Origin of the sequence: Shewanella sp. UCD-KL12 (genome assembly GCF_001957125.1) — a bacterium.
Taxonomy (GTDB): Bacteria; Pseudomonadota; Gammaproteobacteria; order Enterobacterales; family Shewanellaceae; genus Shewanella.
Map to the genome: position 1 here is coordinate 271583 of NZ_MPHJ01000003.1, position 20758 is coordinate 292340.

The following is a 20758-nucleotide window of genomic DNA, read 5'->3' on the forward strand; positions in this document are numbered from 1 at the left end:
CAGAATACAAAATGCAAAGTGAGCTGATTAAAGCGCGAAATGATAAGTTTATTGTTCTGCTACATCACGTAGTGATGTGGTTGATGGCGGGGTACCTGCTATCGGATATGATTTCTGGCTTTTCTTTAATGACATTTGGCTTAGATCTGAAGTTTTCTCTGATCTATAAAACGCCTCTGTTTGGCATATTGTTGTTATTAATTGGCCGCTATCGATTTAAGCTGATGTTGGCAATTCTCGGAGTGATCGTTGTCTTGATGATCGCACCTGTTTTGTCATATATAAAAGTGTTAAACCCCGGAATGTTTTTTTTCGATTTCGGTTATGTGATCAAGCTACTGATGCCTATCACGATTTTTATCTACTTTTATATTATGAGCATAGAGTCAGCAGAATGGTCTTACCGTTGGGCGCAAAGAATCCTTTGGGTTTGTTTTTTCTCCTTGTGCTTGAACTTCCTATTTGCTGGTATGGGCATGGGACAAATAACATATAGCACAGGTGGAGGAAACTCTGCAGGCTCAACTGGCTTTATTTATGCGGGCAACGAGCTAGGTGCGGCTTTCCTTGTTGTTTTTGGTTACGCCCTGCATAAGGTGTGGAATGATAGACCACGTTTTGTGTATTTAATGCTATCTGCTTTAACTGTTATTTGTGGACTCATTGTCGCGACTAAAACGACCATGTTAGCGGCTATTATTTTAGTCTTTATGGTTCCAATAGTTAATGAAAGACAAAACCTGTATCGCTTTACTAAATTTAAAGCAAAGCTAATTATCCCTCTGGTGGTGGTACTAGTAGCACTGTTTATTAGTGTGCTAGAGATCCTTGACTCTATTGGCCTACTTGGACGCTTTCAATTTCTTTATGGAAAGTTTGGGATTATGGGGATTATCTGGTCAAGCAGGGATGTGTTTATCAAGGAATTGATGCACATATATATGTACCAGAGCACAGTTATTGAACAACTTTTCGGGCAAGGTATAGGCATCGGCTTAAAGCATTCTGGTGGTAAGGGATCTGCAGAGGTTGATTTCGTTGACCTATTAATTTGGTTTGGTTTTATTGGCTTATCCATCTGTTTAGCTTTCTATTCATTTTTGCTTGGGTTAGCTGGAAAGCTAACACTGCGAGTAAATAGTGTGCATGCTCCGGGCATATTTTTGGTAAATGGCTTGCTGTTTATGTTATCAGGCTTTAGTGGACACATTTGGATTTCAGGTACTTTAGGTATTGCAGTTGGCGTGATTAATAGCTTGCTGTGGTATGAAAAAATGGATTTTATTAAGAAGAATGCGAGCAACAAAAAGGTGCAATCTGAAGGCCAAGGCCCGCACAATTGTCAGTTATGATTTTAAGATATAAAGAGAAGTGTAATGTTTAAACAATCTAAAATAGCGATTATTGGCCTTGGATATGTGGGCTTACCTTTAGCGGTAGAGTTTGGCAAAAGCTTTCCGACTATTGGTTTTGATATTAACGAAGCGCGTGTTGCTGAACTAAAGTCTGGGACTGACAGTACTTTAGAAGTTGAAAGTGAAGAGCTGTTAGAAGCTGAATGTTTAACTTTCACTTGCGATTTACAAGATATTCAAGATTACAATATTTACATTGTGACAGTACCAACTCCGATAGATGACAACAATGCGCCTGATTTAACACCGCTTGTTAAAGCATCTGAAGCACTTGGTCAGGTCATTAATAAGGGTGATACTGTTATTTATGAATCAACGGTATACCCTGGAGCGACTGAAGAAGTCTGCATTCCGATTATCGAAAAAGTATCGGGTCTTAAGTTTAATGTGGATTTTTTCGCAGGTTACAGCCCTGAGCGTATTAACCCTGGTGATAAAGTTAATCGCTTAACTACCATTATGAAGATTACTTCCGGTTCAACTCCTGAGATTGCTGAGTTTGTTGACCAGCTTTATTCATCGATTATTACAGCTGGTACTCACAAAGCTTCGTCAATAAAAGTAGCTGAAGCGGCAAAAGTGATTGAGAATACTCAACGTGATCTTAATATTGCGATCATCAACGAATTTGCCAAAATTTTCAATCGACTCGATATCGATACTGAAGAGGTATTGAAGGCGGCAGGGACAAAATGGAACTTCCTACATTTTAAGCCTGGATTAGTTGGCGGCCACTGTATCAGTGTTGACCCATATTATTTGACTCACAAAGCAAAGGAAGTTGGTTACATCCCTGAAGTGATTCTAGCTGGCCGTCGTATCAATGATGGTATGGGCGCGTATGTTTCTACGCAGATGGTGAAGAAGCTTTCTAGTAAAAAGATCCACATTGATGAAGCAAAGGTTTTAGTACTTGGGTTTACCTTTAAAGGCGATTGCCCTGATGTGCGTAACACCAAAATCATTGATGTTGTGAACGAACTTAAGAGCTTCAATATTTCCGTTGATGTTTATGATGGCTGGGCTGATCCTGCTGAAGTTAAGCATGAATATGGCCTGTCATTGATCTCTGAACTTAAGCAAAATGAGTACGACGGTATTGTCATTGCTGTTGACCATAGTGAATTTAAAGAGATGGGTATTGAAAAAGTACGTGCGCTAGGTAAAGACAAGCACGTGGTTTATGACGTTAAGTATGTTTTTGAAACATCTGATTCAGATTTGAGGTTGTAATAATGAAAAAGTTTGCACTGATAGGAACGGCTGGCTATATCGCACCAAGACACCTAAATGCTATTCGTGATACGGGGAATGATCTCGCTGTCGCTATGGATGTTAATGACTCTGTAGGCATTATGGATATGCATTTTCCTGAATCTGAATTCTTTACTGAGTTCGAAGATTTCGCTGCCTATATTGAAGATGAAGCGATTAAAGGTAACAAACTAGATTACATCTCTATTTGTTCACCAAATTACTTGCATACTCCACATATGAAATTTGCTTTGAAAAATGGCATTGATGTTATCTGTGAAAAGCCGATGGTGCTTCATTCTGAAGAGATAGATCTTCTAGCAGGTTACGAAGAGAAGTATGGTGCTAAGGTTAATACTATCCTGCAACTACGTCTTCATCCTTCGATTCTTGCTCTTAAAGAGAAGGTTGCCAACGCGCCTAAAGATAAGGTTTTCGATGTAGAGCTTACCTATATGACTTCTCGTGGTAAGTGGTACCTAAAATCTTGGAAGGGTGATAACGCTAAATCTGGCGGTGTTGCTACTAACGTGGGTGTACATTTCTACGACATGCTGCATTTCATCTTCGGTGAGCTAAAGCACAATGAAGTTCACTACCGAGATGAGCAAACTGCTGCAGGTTATTTAGAGTATGCTCAAGCTCGCGTTAAGTGGTTCCTGTCTATTGACGCCAATAACCTTCCTGATAACGCTGTGCAAGGTGAAAAGAAAACCTACCGTAGTATTATGATTGGTGATGAAGAGTTAGAGTTTTCAGGTGGGTTCACTGATCTGCATACTCAAAGCTACACTAAAATTTTGAATAATGAAGGTTACGGTCTGGAAGACAATCGCGTCGCGATCGAAACTGTTGAAATCATCAGAGAGCAGGCATTGACGCCTAATCCTGACAATTACCATCCATTAATGAGCAAATTGGTTTAAACCATTACGCTTCTATCTATATAGCTCTGTAAGCCATGAGACATGGCTTACAGCTGAGATGAGTTCCCTTATGAAATATACCAAGCATGAATCTGCCATTATTGATGATGGCGCTCGCATAGGTGACAACACGCGAGTATGGCACTTTGTTCACATTTGTGGGCAAGCAAGTATTGGTGAAGGCTGCTCATTAGGGCAGAACGTTTTTGTTGGCAACAAAGTTGAAATTGGCAATAACGTTAAGATTCAAAATAATGTTTCTGTTTATGACAATGTCTATATAGAAGACGATGTTTTTTGCGGTCCTAGCATGGTTTTTACCAATGTGTATAACCCACGCTCTTTTATTGAAAGAAAAACAGAGTACAGAGATACACGCATTAAGAAAGGCGCGACTCTAGGCGCCAACTGCACTATTGTTTGTGGCGTTACTGTCGGTGCTTTCTCATTAGTAGGTGCTGGTGCGGTGATCAATAAAGACGTTCCTGCCTATGCATTAATGGTAGGGGTACCTGCTAAACAGATCGGTTGGATCAGCGAGTATGGCGAGCAGCTACCACTTCCTTTGAAGGGAGACGCTGAGTGTGCCTGTGAACATACAGGTGCAAAATATATTCTTAGTAATGACATATTAACGAAAGCGAGTTAATCATATGCAATTTATTGATCTAGCAGCACAATACCAGCATCTTAAGACTCGTATTGATAACAGAATTCAAACTGTTCTTGACCATGGTAAATATATCATGGGACCAGAGGTCGCGGAGCTTGAGTCTGAACTCGCTAAGTATGTTGGTGTTAAGCACGCTATTACTTGTGCCAATGGTACCGATGCTCTGCAGCTGTGCATGATGGTTATGGATATTAAAGAGGGCGATGCTGTTTTCTGTCCTACCTTCACGTTTTTTGCATCAGCTGAAGTGATTGCTTTTGCTAATGCAACTCCAGTGTTTGTTGACTCAGATGCTAGCACTTTCAATATTTGTCCTGTAGATCTTGAAAAGCGCATCCAGGCGGTACTTGAGGAAGGGAAGCTAACTCCTAAAGCGATTATGGCTGTTGATCTGTTTGGCCTTCCTGCGAACTATCCTGAAATCCAAAAGCTAGCTGATAAATATGGTCTCAAACTGATTGAGGACGCAGCTCAAGGTTTTGGTGGGGAGATAAATGGTCAGCGTGCAGGTAGCTTTGGTGATATAGCGACAACCAGTTTCTTTCCTGCTAAACCGTTAGGTTGTTATGGTGATGGCGGTGCTGTGTTTACCAATAACGATGAGTATGCCTCTCTGCTTAAATCATTGAGAGTTCATGGTAAAGGCAGTGATAAGTATGACAATGTTAGAATAGGTATGAATAGCCGTTTGGATACTATCCAAGCGGCAGTTTTGCTAGAGAAACTGGCTGTTTTTCCTGAAGAGTTGGTAAGCCGAAATCAGGCTGCAGAGGCATATCAAGCAAAGCTTGCTAGTAAGTTTAACCTGCCACAAGTGCCTGAAGGCTATGTATCATCTTGGGCTCAATATACCTTACTTGATGAGAATCGAGATGCTGTTATGGCTGATTATAAGGCTAAAGGTATACCTACGATGATCTATTATGGCACTTGTATGCATCAGCAAACCGCATTCAATCATTTAGGTTACCAAGAGGGGGACTTTCCTGTAGCAGAGCAACTCTCAGCTCAGGTGTTTAGTTTGCCTATGCATCCATACCTTGATTCTGATTTACATAATATTTAGGAGTTCTACGTGTCTGATATCTTGTCTTTAATAGGCCGAACAAATACGCTTTTTGAAATGGATATTGCTAAGAGGGATGCTGTACTTCGTAGAGAAGTTGAAGGGTGTTCTTTTTTAGTGCTTGGCGGAGCTGGCTCTATTGGTCAGGCTGTAACTAAAGAGATTTTTAAGCGTAACCCTAAAAAGCTTCATGTTGTTGATATCAGTGAAAACAATATGGTTGAGCTGGTGAGAGATATCAGAAGCTCATTTGGCTATATTGAAGGGGATTTTCAAACATTTGCTCTAGATATTGGCTCCTTAGAGTACGATGCTTTTATTAAGGCTGACGGAAAGTATGATTACGTACTTAACCTGTCTGCATTAAAGCATGTCCGTAGCGAAAAAGACCCTTTTACCTTAATGCGCATGGTTGACGTTAACGTATTTAATACAGAAAAAACCTTGCTTCAGTCTGCTGAGAAAGGTGTGAAGAAATATTTTTGTGTTTCGACAGATAAAGCTGCAAATCCTGTCAATATGATGGGAGCATCTAAGCGCATTATGGAGATGTTCCTTATGCGTCGTAGCCACGATATCTCTATCTCGACAGCACGATTTGCAAATGTTGCGTTTTCAGATGGTTCTCTATTACACGGGTTCAATCAACGTATTCAAAAAAGACAACCTATCGTTGCACCAAAAGATATTAAGCGCTATTTTGTGACCCCTCAAGAGTCAGGTCAGCTTTGTTTAATGTCATGTATTTTTGGTGAGAATAGAGACATCTTTTTCCCTAAGTTAAGTGAGGCTCTACATCTCATCACTTTTGCAGATATCGCAGTTAAGTATCTTGAGCAATTAGGCTATGAACCGCATTTATGTGATTCTGAAGATGAGGCACGGCAGTTAGCCAAGACCTTACCTGAGCAAGGAAAGTGGCCTTGCTTATTCGTAGACAGTGACACTACCGGTGAGAAAGACTTCGAAGAGTTTTTTACTGATAATGAAACTTTGGATATGGAACGTTTTCATAATTTAGGTGTCATTAAGAATGATGCCATTTTTGATGCAGAGCTAGTCGCTTTATTTGAACAAGAAATTGCGAAGATGAAATCAAACAAAGCATGGAATAAAGAGATGCTTGTAGAGCTTTTCTTCAAAATGATCCCTGATTTCGGGCATAAAGAAACCGGTAAATATCTCGATAGCAAAATGTAATGCTATGAAAACCATCTAACTGTTTAGGCAATAATAATGAGTTTTAAAATACCTCTATTTGATCTGAATTTCGGCAAGGAAGAAACCGCTGCCGTAGTTGCTACCCTAGAAAGTAAATGGCTTTCTATGGGACCACAATGTGTTGAGCTTGAAGAAAAGTTTGCAGCGATGTGTGGCAGTAAACGTGGAGTTACAGTCACTAACTGTACCGCTGCACTTCACCTTGCTTTAATGGCCATGGATATCAAAGAGGGTGATGAAGTCATTGTACCTTCACTGACTTTTGTCGCAACGGCTAATTGTGTCAGGTACGTTGGTGCTACGCCTGTGTTTGCAGATATAACAAGCTTAGATGATTTAACGATTAGTGTAGATGATATAGCTAATAAAATTACACCAAATACCAAAGCTATAATTCCTATGCATTTTGCAGGATATCCTGCTGATATGGATAGAATAATGGCTCTTGCTAAAAAGCATAATTTGAAAGTAATTGAAGATGCTTGTCATGGACCACTTTCGGAATATAAAGGTCGAAAATTAGGTAGTATAGGAGATGTGGGGTGTTTTAGTTTTTTCTCTAATAAAAATATCAGTACAGGCGAAGGTGGAATGCTTATCACTGATAATGATGAGATTGCTGACAGAATAAAGCTTCTTCGTTCACATGGCATGACAACAATGTCTTACCAAAGGGCTGCTGGACATGCGACCACTTATGATGTTGTAGATTCAGGTTATAACTATAGAATGGATGACCTAAGAGCTTCTATTGGACTTGTACAGATTGGTAAGTTACAAGCAGACTTAGAAAGTAGAGCAAAAGTCCGTTCATGGTATTTAGAAGAACTAAAAGCAATACCCGGTATCGTTATACCTTTTCAAAACTGTACTGAATTTTCATCTAACTATGTCATGCCTGTCATCCTCAAAGAGTCTACAGCGGAAAAGAGAGATACTTTACGAGATGCTTTACATTCTGCAGGGGTTCAAACCAGTGTTCATTATCCTGCTGTGCATCGTTTCTCAGTCTTTGAAAGGTTTAATAGTCAAGATCTTACTTTAACTGAGTATGTTGGTGATAACGAGATCACTTTACCTATGTATGCAGCTATAACTCGTGAAAATGTTCGTTATATTGCCAAGGCTTTGAGAGAAGGACTGAACAGTGGTGAATAACAGTTTAGTTTTGGTTGGTTACTTTAAAGAGATACATGAGTTAGCGGACCGGATTGGTGTGAAGCTAACAGCTGTTGTTGACCCTTTATATAATGAACCGACTAATCAACTAATCAAGTTATATCCTACAGATGAAGATTTTTTAACCAAAGCGAGTGATGAGAGTGTGTTTTTAACTCCTGACTATCCAAAAGTTAGGGATAAACTTTACCACTTGTATTCTAAAGCTGGGCACAACCTAGTTACACTTATTTGTCCTACAGCAATGATTTCGCCTACGGCGACAATTAATGAGGCTAGTTGTGTACAGTCTGGAGCACATTTATCTAGCAATGTCTCTTTAGGAATTGGTGTGAAAATTAACTGTCATGCAAATGTAATGCATGATTGCACTGTTGGCGAATTTACAACAATTGCACCTAATGCTGTTTTATTAGGTGGAGTGGAAATCGGTCACCGTTCCTACATTGGTGCTAACGCAACTATATTACCAGGCATAACCATAGGCTCTGATGTTACTGTTGGCGCGGGAAGTGTAGTCACTAAAGACGTCCCTGATGGTTTTGTTGTGTGTGGAAACCCTGCGAGAAAATTACGATGACATATCAGCAAGTACAAAAAATAAGTATTCAAACAGAATGTACGCTCCTTCAAGCTTTAAAGCTCATGGACGATACAGGACGAAAGCTACTCATATTGAAAAGTAGCACAGATAACTTCATTAATTTAGTCTCTATTGGTGATATACAGCGTTCTATTATAAAAGGTCATGCGCTGAGTGAGCGACTCGATGAGATTGTAATAGATAAGAAAGTTTTTGCGACAACTGATGATTCTCTTGAAAGCATCAAGTCACTTATGACGAGTATACGTGCTGAGTTTATGCCTGTGCTTAATGAGGGTGGTGAGCTTGACGATGTCATTTTTTGGGATAGTGTTGCCGAAGCTGACGAGTCACATGATAAAGTTAAAAACAACATCCCTGTAGTCGTAATGGCTGGCGGAAAAGGAACTCGATTAAAGCCTATCTCAAATGTTATCCCTAAGCCTCTTATTCCTATTGGTGAGAGAACCATTTTAGAAGAGATTATGGACCGGTTTGAAAATGCTGGCACTGAAAAATTCTACCTGTCAGTCAACTATAAAAAAGAGATGATCAAATATTACTTAGACAGTATTGGTAAGTCCGATTCTATCGAGTACTTCTCTGAGACTGAGCCTCTAGGGACTGCGGGATCATTAAGCTTGTTAAAAGGAAAAATCAAGAGCACATTTTATGTGACGAATTGTGACATCTTGATAGACCAGGACCTTAATGAACTTTATAAGTATCACGCTGATAATAATAATGAGATAACCCTTGTCGCTGCGCTGAAACAGATATCAATTCCTTACGGGACTATGACATCCGGCAAGGATGGGCTTCTTGAAAGTATGCAAGAAAAACCTGAACTGTCTTTTAAAATTAATGCTGGTGTGTACATGCTAGAACCGCATCTATTGGATGAAATACCAGATGCAAAGTTTTTCCATATTACTGAGTTAATAGAAAATGTACGTGCTAGAGGAGGACGTGTTGGTGTCTTCCCTATCAGTGAAAAATCTTGGCTGGATATCGGCGAATGGCCAGAATATATAAAAACAGTAAAAAGTATCTCTGAAGATAGAAATTTTCTAGGTTTATAATGAAATCGAAGCTAATAATCGGGAATTTAAACTCTCCCTATCTAAAGGGGCTTGTTGAAAACCTGAAGAAAGATGATCCTAACCTAAGAGTTGATTGTCTTTCAACTTCATACCCTAAAGTGAAAGCCGAAGGTATTGATAGGGTATACCACAATTACCTAAGTTATATTTGGGTTAAACTTTTCAAAAAATACGGTGGTGGAGCATGGTTTGCTGGCGTGCTTTGCTGGTTTATTTTGAGAAGGGATCGTATTCACTACGATTCAATTCAACTGCATTATGTTGACTCTTTGCACCTTCTTCCCTTTAAGCTGTATAAATTAAGTGCGACAAATGTAAGTTGTGTAACTTGGGGCTCTGATATTTTCAGAAGTCGTAGTGAACCTAAATTACGAAAGATCCTTCTTCAAAGCGATACTATCAATGTCACAACACCAGAAATGAAAGCTAAGGTTGCTTCATTAATGGGTGAAGACTCTTTGAATTTAAAGAAAGTTACCAACTTCAAGTTTGGTTTGACCCCTCTGAATCTTTTAAAGCAACTGTCTCATGGCAGGTACAGCAGATTAGAAATGGTGAAGATCTTAGGCTTAAATTGCCGAGCTGATATGAAAATTGTTGTTGTTGGCTCAAATGCATCTATACAACAGCAGCACTTAGAAATAATACACTCACTATCTAACTACTCTTTCGAGGATTGTTTTTTTGTCTTCCCGATGACATATTCCGGTAACCCAGAATATGTTGAGAGCGTGAAGGATGCTTTGGTTTCTTCGGGGCTGAATTATCAGGTTCTGACCAGCTATTTAACAGAACAGCAAAATGCGGTTTTAAGAGTGGTCGCTGATTACTTTATTCAGCTGCAAACTACAGATGCTTTATCTGGTGCAACACAAGAGAGCTTATTTACTAAAACTAATGTGATAGTGGGTGAATGGCTACCTTACGGTACTTTTGTTGATGCCGGTATAAGTTACAATACTGTCAGTCATGTCCAAGATATTGGGTCAAAGCTGTCGACGCTTTCACAAAGCAATAATCAATCGGTAGAGCATTTAAGCAATAACCGGGATATTATTTGGAAGTTAAGTTCATGGGAGAGTGTGGTCTCGCAGTGGAAGCAAATATGATCTGCGTTGGTCGAACTATTTTCTTATGAATTTGAAAAAAATATTATCATTTTCGCTAGGCCCTATTGGCGTAGCTGTGCTTGGTATGGCTACTTTGCCCTTATTGACCTGGATTTTCCCTCAAGAGGATATAGGGAGAATCTCACTGCTTCACGTTGTTGTGAGTTTCACTATCCTTTTTTGCAGTTTAGGCTTAGATCAGTCATATGTAAGAGAATACCATCAAAACAACAATAAACCTGGTTTGTTATTGACTATTGTTTTGCCCAGTTTAGTCCTTCTAATAATGCTGATAACAAGTGTTATATTTGGTGTCAGCAGTCCGTCTGAAACCATATTCGAAATTAAAGACACTAGATTAGATTTGATGTTGTATATCTGTTTATCGGCCTCTTTCTTTATACGATACTTATCTTTAGTGCTGCGTATGGAAGACCGTGGTTTAGCATTCTCCATGAGCCAGCTGTTACCTAAGCTTGTATTTTTAATCATAATTGTAGTTTATGTTGCTTTTCCTCTTAAACTAGACTTCTTTTACCTGATGTTAGCCCAAACAGTTAGTTTGACCTTTGTTTTTTTGTTACTTGTTTTTTTGACTCGCAAAGAGCTGCTTCTAACATTAAAGCAATCCTATAATTGTTCTGAATTAAAACCGCTATTGGCTTTTGGTTTTCCACTGGCATTCTCTGGTTTGGCTTTCTGGGGAATTACAGCGCTTGATCGATTTTTTCTTCAACATTACTCCTCGTATACAGAACTTGGATTATATTCGGTTGCAATCAGTTTTGCTGGGGCTGCGATGCTTCTCAAAACAATTTTTTCTATTCTATGGGCGCCGACAGTCTATAAATGGGTCGCTGATGATGAAGATATGAGCAAAGTAGATGACATGACTGAGCTATTACTCTTTATCGTTGCAATTGCCTTCTGTGTCTTTGGGCTTTTTTCATGGCTTGTCACATATATATTGCCAGTAGAGTATAATAGCGTGCAATACCTTATGGTCGCGTGTATTGGGTTTCCATTGTTTTACACATTAGCAGAGACATCAGGTATCGGCATTAATGTGATGAAAAAATCTTTATACAATCTATACACTAGCTTGATAGCACTCGTTGCTAATATTGTATTAAATTTTTTACTAATCCCAAGCTATGGTGCTATAGGAGCTGCAGCAGCTACGATTATCTCATTTTGGCTTTTTTTGTTCTTCCGAACATTCTTTTCGAGAATGCTCTGGAGGGTTTTTCCAGTTAAAAAACTGTATATAGTCACTTTTTGCTGTATGACCTTATCCATAATGCACTTATTTTTAACCTATGACCTGAAGATTTACGTCTATGTGGCTTGGTTAGTATTTTCACTCGTTATCCTCTTTAGTTTTAAATCAAGTATCATCGAAATTAAAGAAAAAATCAAAAGTATCAGGTAATTATATGATTATAATGACAATAGTAGGTGCTCGCCCTCAGTTTATTAAGGCTGCGACTGTAAGTCGTGCCATCAAAGAGCATAATAAGCAGCACCCAGAGGATTCAATTAGGGAAGTGATTGTTCATACTGGTCAACATTATGACATTAATATGAGTGATATTTTTTTTGAAGAGATGGATATCCCTAAACCTAGCTATTCATTAGGCATTGGTGGCGGGACGCACGGTGCAATGACTGGGCAGCAACTTGAACAGATCGAAAAGGTTATTTTTGAGGTTGAGCCTGATCTAGTGCTCGTTTACGGTGATACTAACTCGACACTAGCAGGAGCGTTAGCTGCTTCTAAACTTCATATCAATGTTGCTCATGTTGAAGCGGGTTTGCGTAGCTTTAATATGAAGATGCCAGAAGAGCAAAATAGAATACTCACTGACAGGCTAAGTTCGGTGCTTTTTTGCCCAACTAATTCGGCGTTGGAAAATTTAAAACGTGAAGGGTTTGATCACTTTCCTATAAGTCAGCAACTTGTTGGCGACGTTATGTATGATGCTGCTCAGTTTTATACTCCAAGAGCTGCTAAGCCTAAAGGCTTAGAGAAAATAGATCTATCTGCTGGTTTTATTTTATCTACAATTCACCGAGCTGAAAATACAGATGATAAAGCTAAGTTAGCGGAGCTTGTAAGTGCACTAAATGAGTTGCATTTAACGACTCCAGTCATTATGCCACTACATCCTAGAACAAAGAATAAACTCAATGAGTTTGGCTTAGAACTCAACATTCACTTAATTGACCCTATTGGTTATCTGGAAATGGTTTATCTATTAGACCGCTGTAGCTTTGTTGCCTCTGATAGCGGAGGAGTTCAAAAAGAAGCTTACTTTTTTGATAAACACTGTTTAATACTCCGTGAAGAAACTGAGTGGGTGGAGTTAGTTGAAACTGGTGCAAACTTTATCGTAGGCTCTGATAAATCCCTCCTACTCCAAAAAGCCGACGAGTTGTGTCGTGATATTCTTCCAACTTCATGTTTCGGTAAGACGTTTTATGGTGATGGGAATGCTGCTGACAAGATTGTTAAAAGCTTAGTTTCCAGTCGTAAATAACTGACATTAAGTGCTTGTCTCCCCCTTGGTTAGGTTACTCTAGCTTGAGTAGCTTTGTTCAGGGGGGTTATTGAAGTAGTTAAATGTCATAGAGTAAAAAATGAAAAAACTTAATATATTCCATCACTCCCCCTTTCCTTACTACTCTGGTGGTATTGATACTTGGTTAAATAATTTCATCTCTAGCTTTGATGAAACGACGGAGATCACCCTGTATTGCCCAACACCACCTGCTGATAGTCAAATAGTATTTGATATTGAGGGGTATACAAACTTAAGAGTGATTTACATAGGCTCTTTCCATAGTTACGCAACTATGGTTTCTTGGTCACTTACTTTATTTAAGAAGTTGTTTTTTACTGTAGACAAGCATGCAAATAACCTAGTGCTGTCAACCATTCCCACAATGTTTTCCGTTATTTTGCTAAAAATGTTTAGGCGAATAAAAGGAAGTATTATTTGTTCAGTGAGAGGTAGCCTCGCACAAGATGCAGTCGACTTACGTAAGCCTAAGTTAATGCAGTATATGATTAGAGCCGTTGAACGTTCAGTTATTTATTTTGCAGATCATCTTGTAGCCAATGGCAAAGATACTTCCGTTTACCTTGAAACCTTCTATTCAAGTCAATCGATAGTTATACCAAATGGCGTTAATTTAGACGTTAGAAAAAATGCCATTGACAACAATTCAGATAATTTAGTTGAGCTTGAACGAGCAAAAGCTGATGGCAAAGTTATCTTTTTACATGTTGGAACTGTTAGGCCAATTAAAGGCATAGATTTCATACTCGAGGCTTACGCAAACTTACCAAGAAATATCATAGATGGCTCTGAGCTTGTCTTTATTGGTAAAGGTCAGCTTGACGCCTACGCTACGAAGGCATCAATACTTAGTATCGCTCCTCAATTTTTGGGAGCAAAAAATAACGTTTCTGATTATTACAAATTGGCTGATCTTGTTATCAATGTTAGCGGTGGAAGTGGAGTGAGTAACTCTCTAATTGAAGCTTTACACCTTGGAGCTCCAGTGCTTGCATGGGATAATTTAACTTTTTCACAAGTTATTACCCATGGAGACAATGGTCTGCTTAGTAAACATCTAGATACATCTGCTTTAACTGCTGAAATGAAAGGTTATTTCGATGGCGTTTATAGCTTTGATTCAGAATTAGTTTCTCAGTCAGTTAAGCAATTTGAATGGGAACATGTCAAACATAATTGGTCTAAGTTATTAATTGAAAGTTAGCGCTTTAGAAAATCAGCACCTTTATTATCTATTATTATGGTTACTACGAACTTGAACATACTCTTACTATCTAATATGTACCCAAGCCAATCACGACCTTCTTATGGGGTTTTTGTCAAAAATGTTCATGATGAAATGAAGGAACTCCATTCAGGGAAGTTAACTCTGTGTGCGATGGAGTACTCCACGAACAAACTACTTTCATACCTGCTTTTTTATATAAAGGTTTTGTATCTTTTAATATTCACTAAGGTAGATGTTGTTTACTGTCATTTTCTTTCTAGAACCTTGATCCCAGGTGTTATTGCGAAGTATATATTTCGTAAAAAAGTAATCTTTAATGTCCACAGTTCAGATTATACAATCCCCAAGAAGAAGAATGGATTAGGTCATCGACTTAACTTGTGGGCAATTAAGTTCTGTGATGGATTGATCATTCCTTCAGAAAGCTTTAAATCGATAATACTTGCCGATACCAAGCCTTCATTTGCTGAACAGTTTTTCGTTTCCCCATCTGGTGGGGTTAAGCTTCCTGAGCAGGTTAATTATGATGCTAATGTTACATCACCGCTCAGGTGCTTGTTTGTTAGCCGAGTTACAAAAACGAAGGGAATTGATACAATATTTGAAGCTCTTAATAAAGTTGATTTTGATGTTGAGCTTACGGTTGTTGGGAGTATCGAAGAGGATATATTTTCATCATTAGTCAATAAACGAGTCTCTTTACGGGTTATTGGTGAGGTAAAGCAAACTGAACTACCTCAATATTTTGAGCAAGCGCAGCTATTTCTATTTCCCACTAAGCATCATGAAAGTTTAGGGCTCGCACCAATTGAAGCTATGAGTTTTGGTTTGCCTGTAATTGGTTCTAATTATGCCTCTGTACCTGAATACGTTAAACACGGAGTCAACGGGTATCTTATGGAGAAAGGAAATAGTGACCAACTACTTAATTTTTTAGTGCAGTTCTCAGAGCTGAATAGTGACGAACGCCAAGATTTATCTACCAATGCAGTTAGCACCGCATTACAATACTCTCGAAAAAAAGTAGTGAAAGATCTGTTGTCTTATATGGAGAGTCGTAGTGGAAACGAATGAGATACTTGGGTGCCCAATTAATCTGGTTGATTCAGATATGGCAAGGGAACACATAAACTCCTTCGTTGAGAGTAAGAGGTTTGGTTATTTTGTAGCAATAAATGCTGAGAAAATATACCGATATCGTAAGGATGAACAACTAAAGTCTGTTGTCGATGCTTCTTTATACCCATACCCTGATGGTGCAGGGGCTGTGATCTCTGGACGTCTTTTCTTTGGCATGAAAAGTGAAAAAATTAATATGCCAATTTTGGCATTAGAAGAAGCTAATGCTAATGGCTGGCGTGTATTTATATATGGCGCTCAGGAAGATGTTCATAATGATGCGATTGGCAAAATTAAGATTAAGTACCCTAATATACAAATTGTTGGCAACATGCATGGTTATCACTCTCAAGAGTCTGCAATGGAAAGTATTGCACAGAGCAAGCCTCAGTTAGTCATGCTAGCTTTAGGCTCTCCTAGACAGGAGTTTTTTGCAAACAAGTGTACAGTTGCGGGTCTTGAGTCAATATTTATCGGCTGTGGTGGTGCGTTAGATATCATAAGTGGACGCTTGAATCGTGCACCATCATTTTTTGTTGATAATGGCTTGGAGTGGTTTTACAGGCTGGTTCAGGAGCCGTGGCGTTGGAAACGTCAACGTGTGTTACCTTTATTTTTATTCGCGATAATGAAAGAGAAACTTTTTAAAACTAAGTCAAAGTAATTGAGCAAAAAGTCTCTTATGAAGAGGCTTAGCTCGTTTAAAGCTTGCTTTCAAAGTGCATTAAAACGAATATTGAATAGGAACACCTATGAAAATTGCGGTGGTCGGTACAGGTTATGTTGGATTGTCTAATGCTGTCTTATTAGCGAAACAAAACTCTGTTATTGCCTTAGATATTTTAGAAGAGCGTGTCGCATTAATTAATGACTCTATCTCGCCAATCGCTGATGACGATATAGAACGTTTTTTAAACTCTCCAGAGATCGATCTTGTGGCTTCCAGTTGCAAGTTAACTGCGTATACCGATGCTGAGTTTATTGTTATTGCTACTCCTACCGATTATGACGTCAGTAGCAACTATTTTGATACTTCATCAGTAGAGTCTGTTATCTCTGATGTTTTAGACGTAAACCCTAAAGCTACAATAGTTATTCGTTCAACAGTACCAGTTGGCTATACCAAGTCTATCTCTGAAAAGTTTGCCTGTTCAAACATTATTTTTTCGCCAGAGTTTTTACGTGAAGGAAAAGCATTACATGATAATCTTTACCCTTCTCGAATTATTGTGGGTGAACGCTCAGAGCGGGCTAGCGTTTTCGCAAGCCTCTTATCCGATGCGGCATTAAAGTCTGATATAGAAGTCTTATTTACTGATTCGACTGAGGCTGAGGCTGTTAAGCTTTTCTCTAACACATATTTGGCTATGCGCGTGGCTTACTTTAATGAGCTCGACAGCTACGCTGAAGCTCATGGGTTAGATTCGCGCCAGATCATAGAGGGCGTAGGGCTTGATCCTAGAATTGGTACACACTATAACAACCCTTCATTCGGGTTTGGTGGTTACTGTCTACCAAAAGATACAAAGCAGTTGCTTGCTAACTATCGAGATGTGCCGAATAACATGATCCGGGCTATTGTTGATGCAAATGCTACCCGGAAAGATTTCATCGCTGAATCAATCATGAGTAAATCCCCTAAGGTTGTTGGGATTTACCGTTTGATAATGAAGAGTGGCTCTGACAACTTTAGAGCATCGGCAATACAGGGGATCATGAAGCGTATTAAAGCAAAAGGAGTCGAGGTTGTCGTGTATGAACCAGTGCTTGACTCGTGTGAGTTTTTTGGCTCTAAAGTAATTTCAAATCTTGAAGAGTTTAAACAAGTATCGGATGTGATTGTATCTAACCGAATGGTTACAGAAATAGAGGACGTTGTTGGTAAAGTCTATACACGCGATCTGTTTGGTAATGATTAACTTTGCCGCTAAGTCTCTTAGACTGAACCTTCAATCTGGACTTCCTCTTTTCTGAGGGGGAGTGCCTCTTATACCTGCTCTCCACTATATAAGAATCACTTACAATCAATTGAGCTTCGTTTCTACAATGAATGGCTGTGAGTTGTTATCTTGTGTAGTTGCATTTTAAACCCAATCTGTACTTCTGCTATTAAGCCATTTTATCTTCAACAGCCTATAGCGACCTTAGTTTTCAGGTTTGGCCTTGGCCTAGCTTTTAAAACCCTTTAAGCCCAATATAGGAGCATTCTGGAGTTCCTCTATTAAAAATCATTTCTGCACTTCATATTTCATTTTGTTATAGATAAAAGTTGTTTATAACTTTTATTCCTTTCGTGTGCTGCTATTATCTCAACAGTTAATTTCGTTAATTAATGATAACTATACTTAGGGATAAGTATTAAAAGTTGTTGTTACTTAGATTTGATCACGTTTACGCGGAAGTCGATATGTCTACACATCTAACTCATCTTAAACAGCTTGAAGCTGAATCGATTCAAATTATGCGTGAAGTGGCCGCTGAATTTGATAACCCTGTCATGCTTTACTCGGTTGGTAAAGACTCCTCAGTCCTGCTGCACTTAGCACGTAAAGCCTTTTACCCTGGCAAGATACCGTTTCCGTTAATGCATGTTGATACCAACTGGAAGTTCAAGGAGATGATTGAATTTCGTGATCAGATGGCGAAGAAATATGGTTTTGACTTAATTGTTCATAAAAATCCTCGTGGTATTGAAATGGGTGTCGGTCCATTTACCCATGGTAGCGCTAAGCATACCGATATCATGAAGACTGAAGGGCTAAAGCAAGCACTTGATATGCATGGATTCGATGCCGCTTTTGGTGGTGCTCGCAGAGATGAAGAGAAATCTCGCGCTAAAGAACGTGTTTATTCATTCCGTGATAGCAAACATAGGTGGGATCCTAAAAACCAGCGCCCTGAACTTTGGAACATCTATAACGGTAAAGTTGATAAGGGCGAAAGCATTCGTGTATTCCCGTTATCAAATTGGACCGAGCTGGACATCTGGCAGTATATCTATTTAGAAGGTATTGAGATCCCTTCGCTTTATCTTGCGGCGGAGCGTCCAGTCGTTGAGCGTGATGGCACCTTAATCATGGTTGATGATGAACGTATGCCAATAGAAGAGGGTGAAGATGTACAAACCAAAATGGTTCGCTTTAGAACATTAGGCTGTTATCCATTGACTGGGGCGGTTGAATCTGAGGCGCAAACTCTACCAGAGATTATTCAAGAGATGCTGCTCTGTACCACTTCGGAGCGTCAGGGCCGAGTTATAGATAATGACTCTGCAGGATCGATGGAAAAGAAGAAGATGGAAGGGTACTTTTAAGCGGAGCTTAAAAGTAGTTGTAAGCCATAAGTTTTAAGCGGTAAGTAAAGCGAAGATAAAAGCAATTAAATATAGATTTTAGCCGTAAGTCATTGCGAGTAGTGAAAATACAAGGATGTATTATGAACTTCGAGAATTTAGATGTATGGAAACGTTCTGCGCGTCTTTCGGCTGAGATTTATAAAGCAACCTCGACGCTAACAGATTTTGGCTTTAGAGATCAGTTAACACGTTCTGGCTTGTCTGTACCGAGCAACATTGCTGAGGGGATGACGAGAGAAAGTATCAAAGAGCAAAAACGCTTTTTGGATATAGCAAGATCTTCACTTTCTGAAGCCAGAACACAAATTTATATCGGTATTGAAATTGGTTATCTCCATAAGCAGCAAGGCAGTGAGTGGCTTGTTGAGACAAGAGAGTTATCAGCCATGATTAATAGTTTGAAAAACAAAATTAAATAAGACAAATCAATTTTGAAGTGGATTAAATTTAGTCAGCTTTTACTTATGACTTAAAACTTACCACTTACAACTTAACAAGATTAACTTTGTCTTTGCTATGGAGTATGTATGACCACAAGTTCGAATTTGATTGCTTCAGATATAGAAGCGTATCTGAAAGTTCACGAAAACAAAGATATGTTGCGAGTGCTAACTTGTGGCAGCGTAGATGATGGTAAGTCGACTTTAATTGGTCGTTTGCTTTTTGATAGTAAAATGATCTTTGAAGATCAGATGGCGGCGATTGAGAAAGATTCGAAGCGCTTTAATACTACCGATGAAGCGTTTGACTTGGCTCTTTTGGTTGATGGTCTTCAATCTGAGCGTGAACAAGGGATCACCATTGACGTGGCTTATCGCTATTTCGCCACAGAGCAGCGTAAGTTTATTATTGCTGATACCCCAGGCCATGAGCAGTACACCCGTAATATGGCAACAGGGGCTTCGACCTGTGATTTGGCTATTATTTTGATTGATGCTCGCCATGGTGTACAAGTTCAGACTCGTCGCCATAGCTTTATCTGTTCACAGCTTGGTATTAAACATGTAATTATCGCGATTAATAAGATGGATGCGGTGGATTACGATCAAGCGACATACCAAAGCATCAAAAAAGAGTATCGCGAGTTTGCCGAAGACTTATCATTTTCTGATATTCGTTTTGTACCTATCTCAGCGCTGAAAGGCGATAACGTAGTGAACGAAAGTGCCAATATGACTTGGTACCCAGGCTCTACTCTTTTAAAGCTGCTTAATACTGTGTCGGTTGAGCAAGATAAAAGCGAATCACTGCGTTTTCAAGTCCAGTACGTTAACCGTCCCAACTTAGATTTTCGTGGCTTTTGCGGCACAATTGGATCGGGTGAGGTTAGGGTCGGAGACACTGTTGTTGCTCTGCCTTCAAATAAAGAATCACGTATTAAGTCAATTGTGACATTTGATGGTGAACTGCAAAAGGCTTCAGCGGGTGAGGCTGTCACCTTAACCCTTGAAGATGAGATTGATGTAAGTCGTGGCGATATGTTGGTGCGCCCTCATGACAAGCCATTTTCAACAAGTAACTTTGAAGCTGATGTTGTCTGGATGACTGAGGAGCCTCTTTGTCTTGATAGAGAATATGCTATCAAGGTGGGCAGCAAATCAGTTTATGGTTATGCCGATGCTATCAATCATAAAGTTGATGTGAATACTCTGGAGAAGCAAGCTGCGCAGCAGTTAGCACTCAATGAGATCGGTAATTGTCATTTTGCGGTTACTGCGCCTGTGCAATTTGATGCCTATGATAATAACCGTGCTACGGGAGCTTTCATCATTATCGATCGCCTAACCAATGTCACGGTAGGAGCTGGGATGATCCGTAACTCCCTTGAAGCCAAATCTGTGAAACAACATAGTTATTCTGAATTTGAGCTAGAGATGAATGCACTAGTGCGCAAACACTTCCCTCATTGGGGAACCAAGGATATCTCTAAGGGATAGATAGGAAG

General features: G+C 39.3%; 19 protein-coding genes. All 19 read left to right on the forward strand.

Translation table 11 applies throughout. From position 1 onward, the window contains the following. Positions 1-11 precede the first annotated feature (11 nt). On the forward strand, positions 12-1352 hold the full coding sequence (locus BM736_RS08940; RefSeq protein WP_076411029.1) for an O-antigen ligase family protein: 1341 nt from the start codon (positions 12-14) through the stop codon (positions 1350-1352). A 24-nt stretch (positions 1353-1376) separates the two neighbouring features. Further along, positions 1377-2648 (forward strand): Vi polysaccharide biosynthesis UDP-N-acetylglucosamine C-6 dehydrogenase TviB, encoded by a 1272-nt coding sequence (gene tviB / locus BM736_RS08945; RefSeq protein ID WP_076411030.1) that lies wholly within the window; start codon positions 1377-1379, stop codon positions 2646-2648. A gap of 2 nt (positions 2649-2650) precedes the next feature. Further along, complete coding sequence (locus tag BM736_RS08950; protein ID WP_076411032.1) at positions 2651-3595, forward strand: Gfo/Idh/MocA family protein; 945 nt, start codon at positions 2651-2653, stop codon at positions 3593-3595. A gap of 70 nt (positions 3596-3665) precedes the next feature. Beyond that, positions 3666-4244 carry an acyltransferase gene (locus BM736_RS08955; protein WP_076411034.1) on the forward strand — a complete coding sequence of 193 codons (579 nt, stop codon included), beginning with the start codon at positions 3666-3668 and terminating at the stop codon, positions 4242-4244. A gap of 4 nt (positions 4245-4248) precedes the next feature. Further along, positions 4249-5334 carry a DegT/DnrJ/EryC1/StrS aminotransferase family protein gene (locus BM736_RS08960; protein WP_076411036.1) on the forward strand — a complete coding sequence of 362 codons (1086 nt, stop codon included), beginning with the start codon at positions 4249-4251 and terminating at the stop codon, positions 5332-5334. Positions 5335-5343: 9 nt separating this feature from the next. Next, positions 5344-6534: a UDP-N-acetylglucosamine 4,6-dehydratase gene (locus BM736_RS08965; RefSeq protein ID WP_076411038.1), complete on the forward strand. Its 1191-nt coding sequence runs from the start codon at positions 5344-5346 to the stop codon at positions 6532-6534. Positions 6535-6570: 36 nt separating this feature from the next. Continuing rightward, complete coding sequence (locus BM736_RS08970) at positions 6571-7713, forward strand: DegT/DnrJ/EryC1/StrS aminotransferase family protein (protein ID WP_076411040.1); 1143 nt, start codon at positions 6571-6573, stop codon at positions 7711-7713. Next, the gene (locus tag BM736_RS08975; protein WP_179079029.1) at positions 7706-8314 is read left to right on the forward strand and encodes an acetyltransferase; all 609 of its coding nucleotides are present in this window, start codon (positions 7706-7708) and stop codon (positions 8312-8314) included. The genes BM736_RS08970 and BM736_RS08975 overlap by 8 nt, the downstream gene beginning before the upstream one ends. Then, on the forward strand, positions 8311-9399 hold the full coding sequence (locus BM736_RS08980) for a nucleotidyltransferase family protein (protein ID WP_076411044.1): 1089 nt from the start codon (positions 8311-8313) through the stop codon (positions 9397-9399). Before BM736_RS08975 ends, BM736_RS08980 begins: the two co-directional genes overlap by 4 nt. Beyond that, positions 9399-10529 (forward strand): hypothetical protein, encoded by a 1131-nt coding sequence (locus BM736_RS08985; RefSeq protein WP_076411046.1) that lies wholly within the window; start codon positions 9399-9401, stop codon positions 10527-10529. Before BM736_RS08980 ends, BM736_RS08985 begins: the two co-directional genes overlap by 1 nt. Positions 10530-10554: 25 nt before the next feature. Continuing rightward, positions 10555-11961, forward strand: a complete 1407-nt coding sequence (locus tag BM736_RS08990; RefSeq protein WP_076411048.1) for a lipopolysaccharide biosynthesis protein — start codon at positions 10555-10557, stop codon at positions 11959-11961. A gap of 4 nt (positions 11962-11965) precedes the next feature. Next, on the forward strand, positions 11966-13069 hold the full coding sequence (gene wecB, locus BM736_RS08995; protein WP_076411050.1) for a non-hydrolyzing UDP-N-acetylglucosamine 2-epimerase: 1104 nt from the start codon (positions 11966-11968) through the stop codon (positions 13067-13069). A gap of 100 nt (positions 13070-13169) precedes the next feature. Beyond that, positions 13170-14315 carry a glycosyltransferase gene (locus tag BM736_RS09000; RefSeq protein WP_076411052.1) on the forward strand — a complete coding sequence of 382 codons (1146 nt, stop codon included), beginning with the start codon at positions 13170-13172 and terminating at the stop codon, positions 14313-14315. A gap of 51 nt (positions 14316-14366) precedes the next feature. Further along, positions 14367-15413, forward strand: coding sequence for a glycosyltransferase family 4 protein (locus BM736_RS09005; protein ID WP_179079030.1), 1047 nt, complete (start codon positions 14367-14369; stop codon positions 15411-15413). Next, the gene (locus BM736_RS09010) at positions 15400-16122 is read left to right on the forward strand and encodes a WecB/TagA/CpsF family glycosyltransferase (RefSeq protein ID WP_083699998.1); all 723 of its coding nucleotides are present in this window, start codon (positions 15400-15402) and stop codon (positions 16120-16122) included. Before BM736_RS09005 ends, BM736_RS09010 begins: the two co-directional genes overlap by 14 nt. Before the next feature lie 88 nt (positions 16123-16210). Then, entirely contained in the window at positions 16211-17377 is a 1167-nt protein-coding gene (locus BM736_RS09015) for a nucleotide sugar dehydrogenase (RefSeq protein ID WP_076411057.1), read from the forward strand. Positions 17378-17865: 488 nt separating this feature from the next. Beyond that, entirely contained in the window at positions 17866-18771 is a 906-nt protein-coding gene (gene cysD / locus BM736_RS09020; RefSeq protein ID WP_076411059.1) for a sulfate adenylyltransferase subunit CysD, read from the forward strand. Between the two features lie 122 nt (positions 18772-18893). Next, positions 18894-19232 (forward strand): four helix bundle protein, encoded by a 339-nt coding sequence (locus tag BM736_RS09025; RefSeq protein ID WP_076411061.1) that lies wholly within the window; start codon positions 18894-18896, stop codon positions 19230-19232. Positions 19233-19340: 108 nt separating this feature from the next. Then, complete coding sequence (cysN, locus tag BM736_RS09030) at positions 19341-20750, forward strand: sulfate adenylyltransferase subunit CysN (RefSeq protein WP_076411063.1); 1410 nt, start codon at positions 19341-19343, stop codon at positions 20748-20750. The last annotated feature ends 8 nt before the right edge of the window (positions 20751-20758 follow it).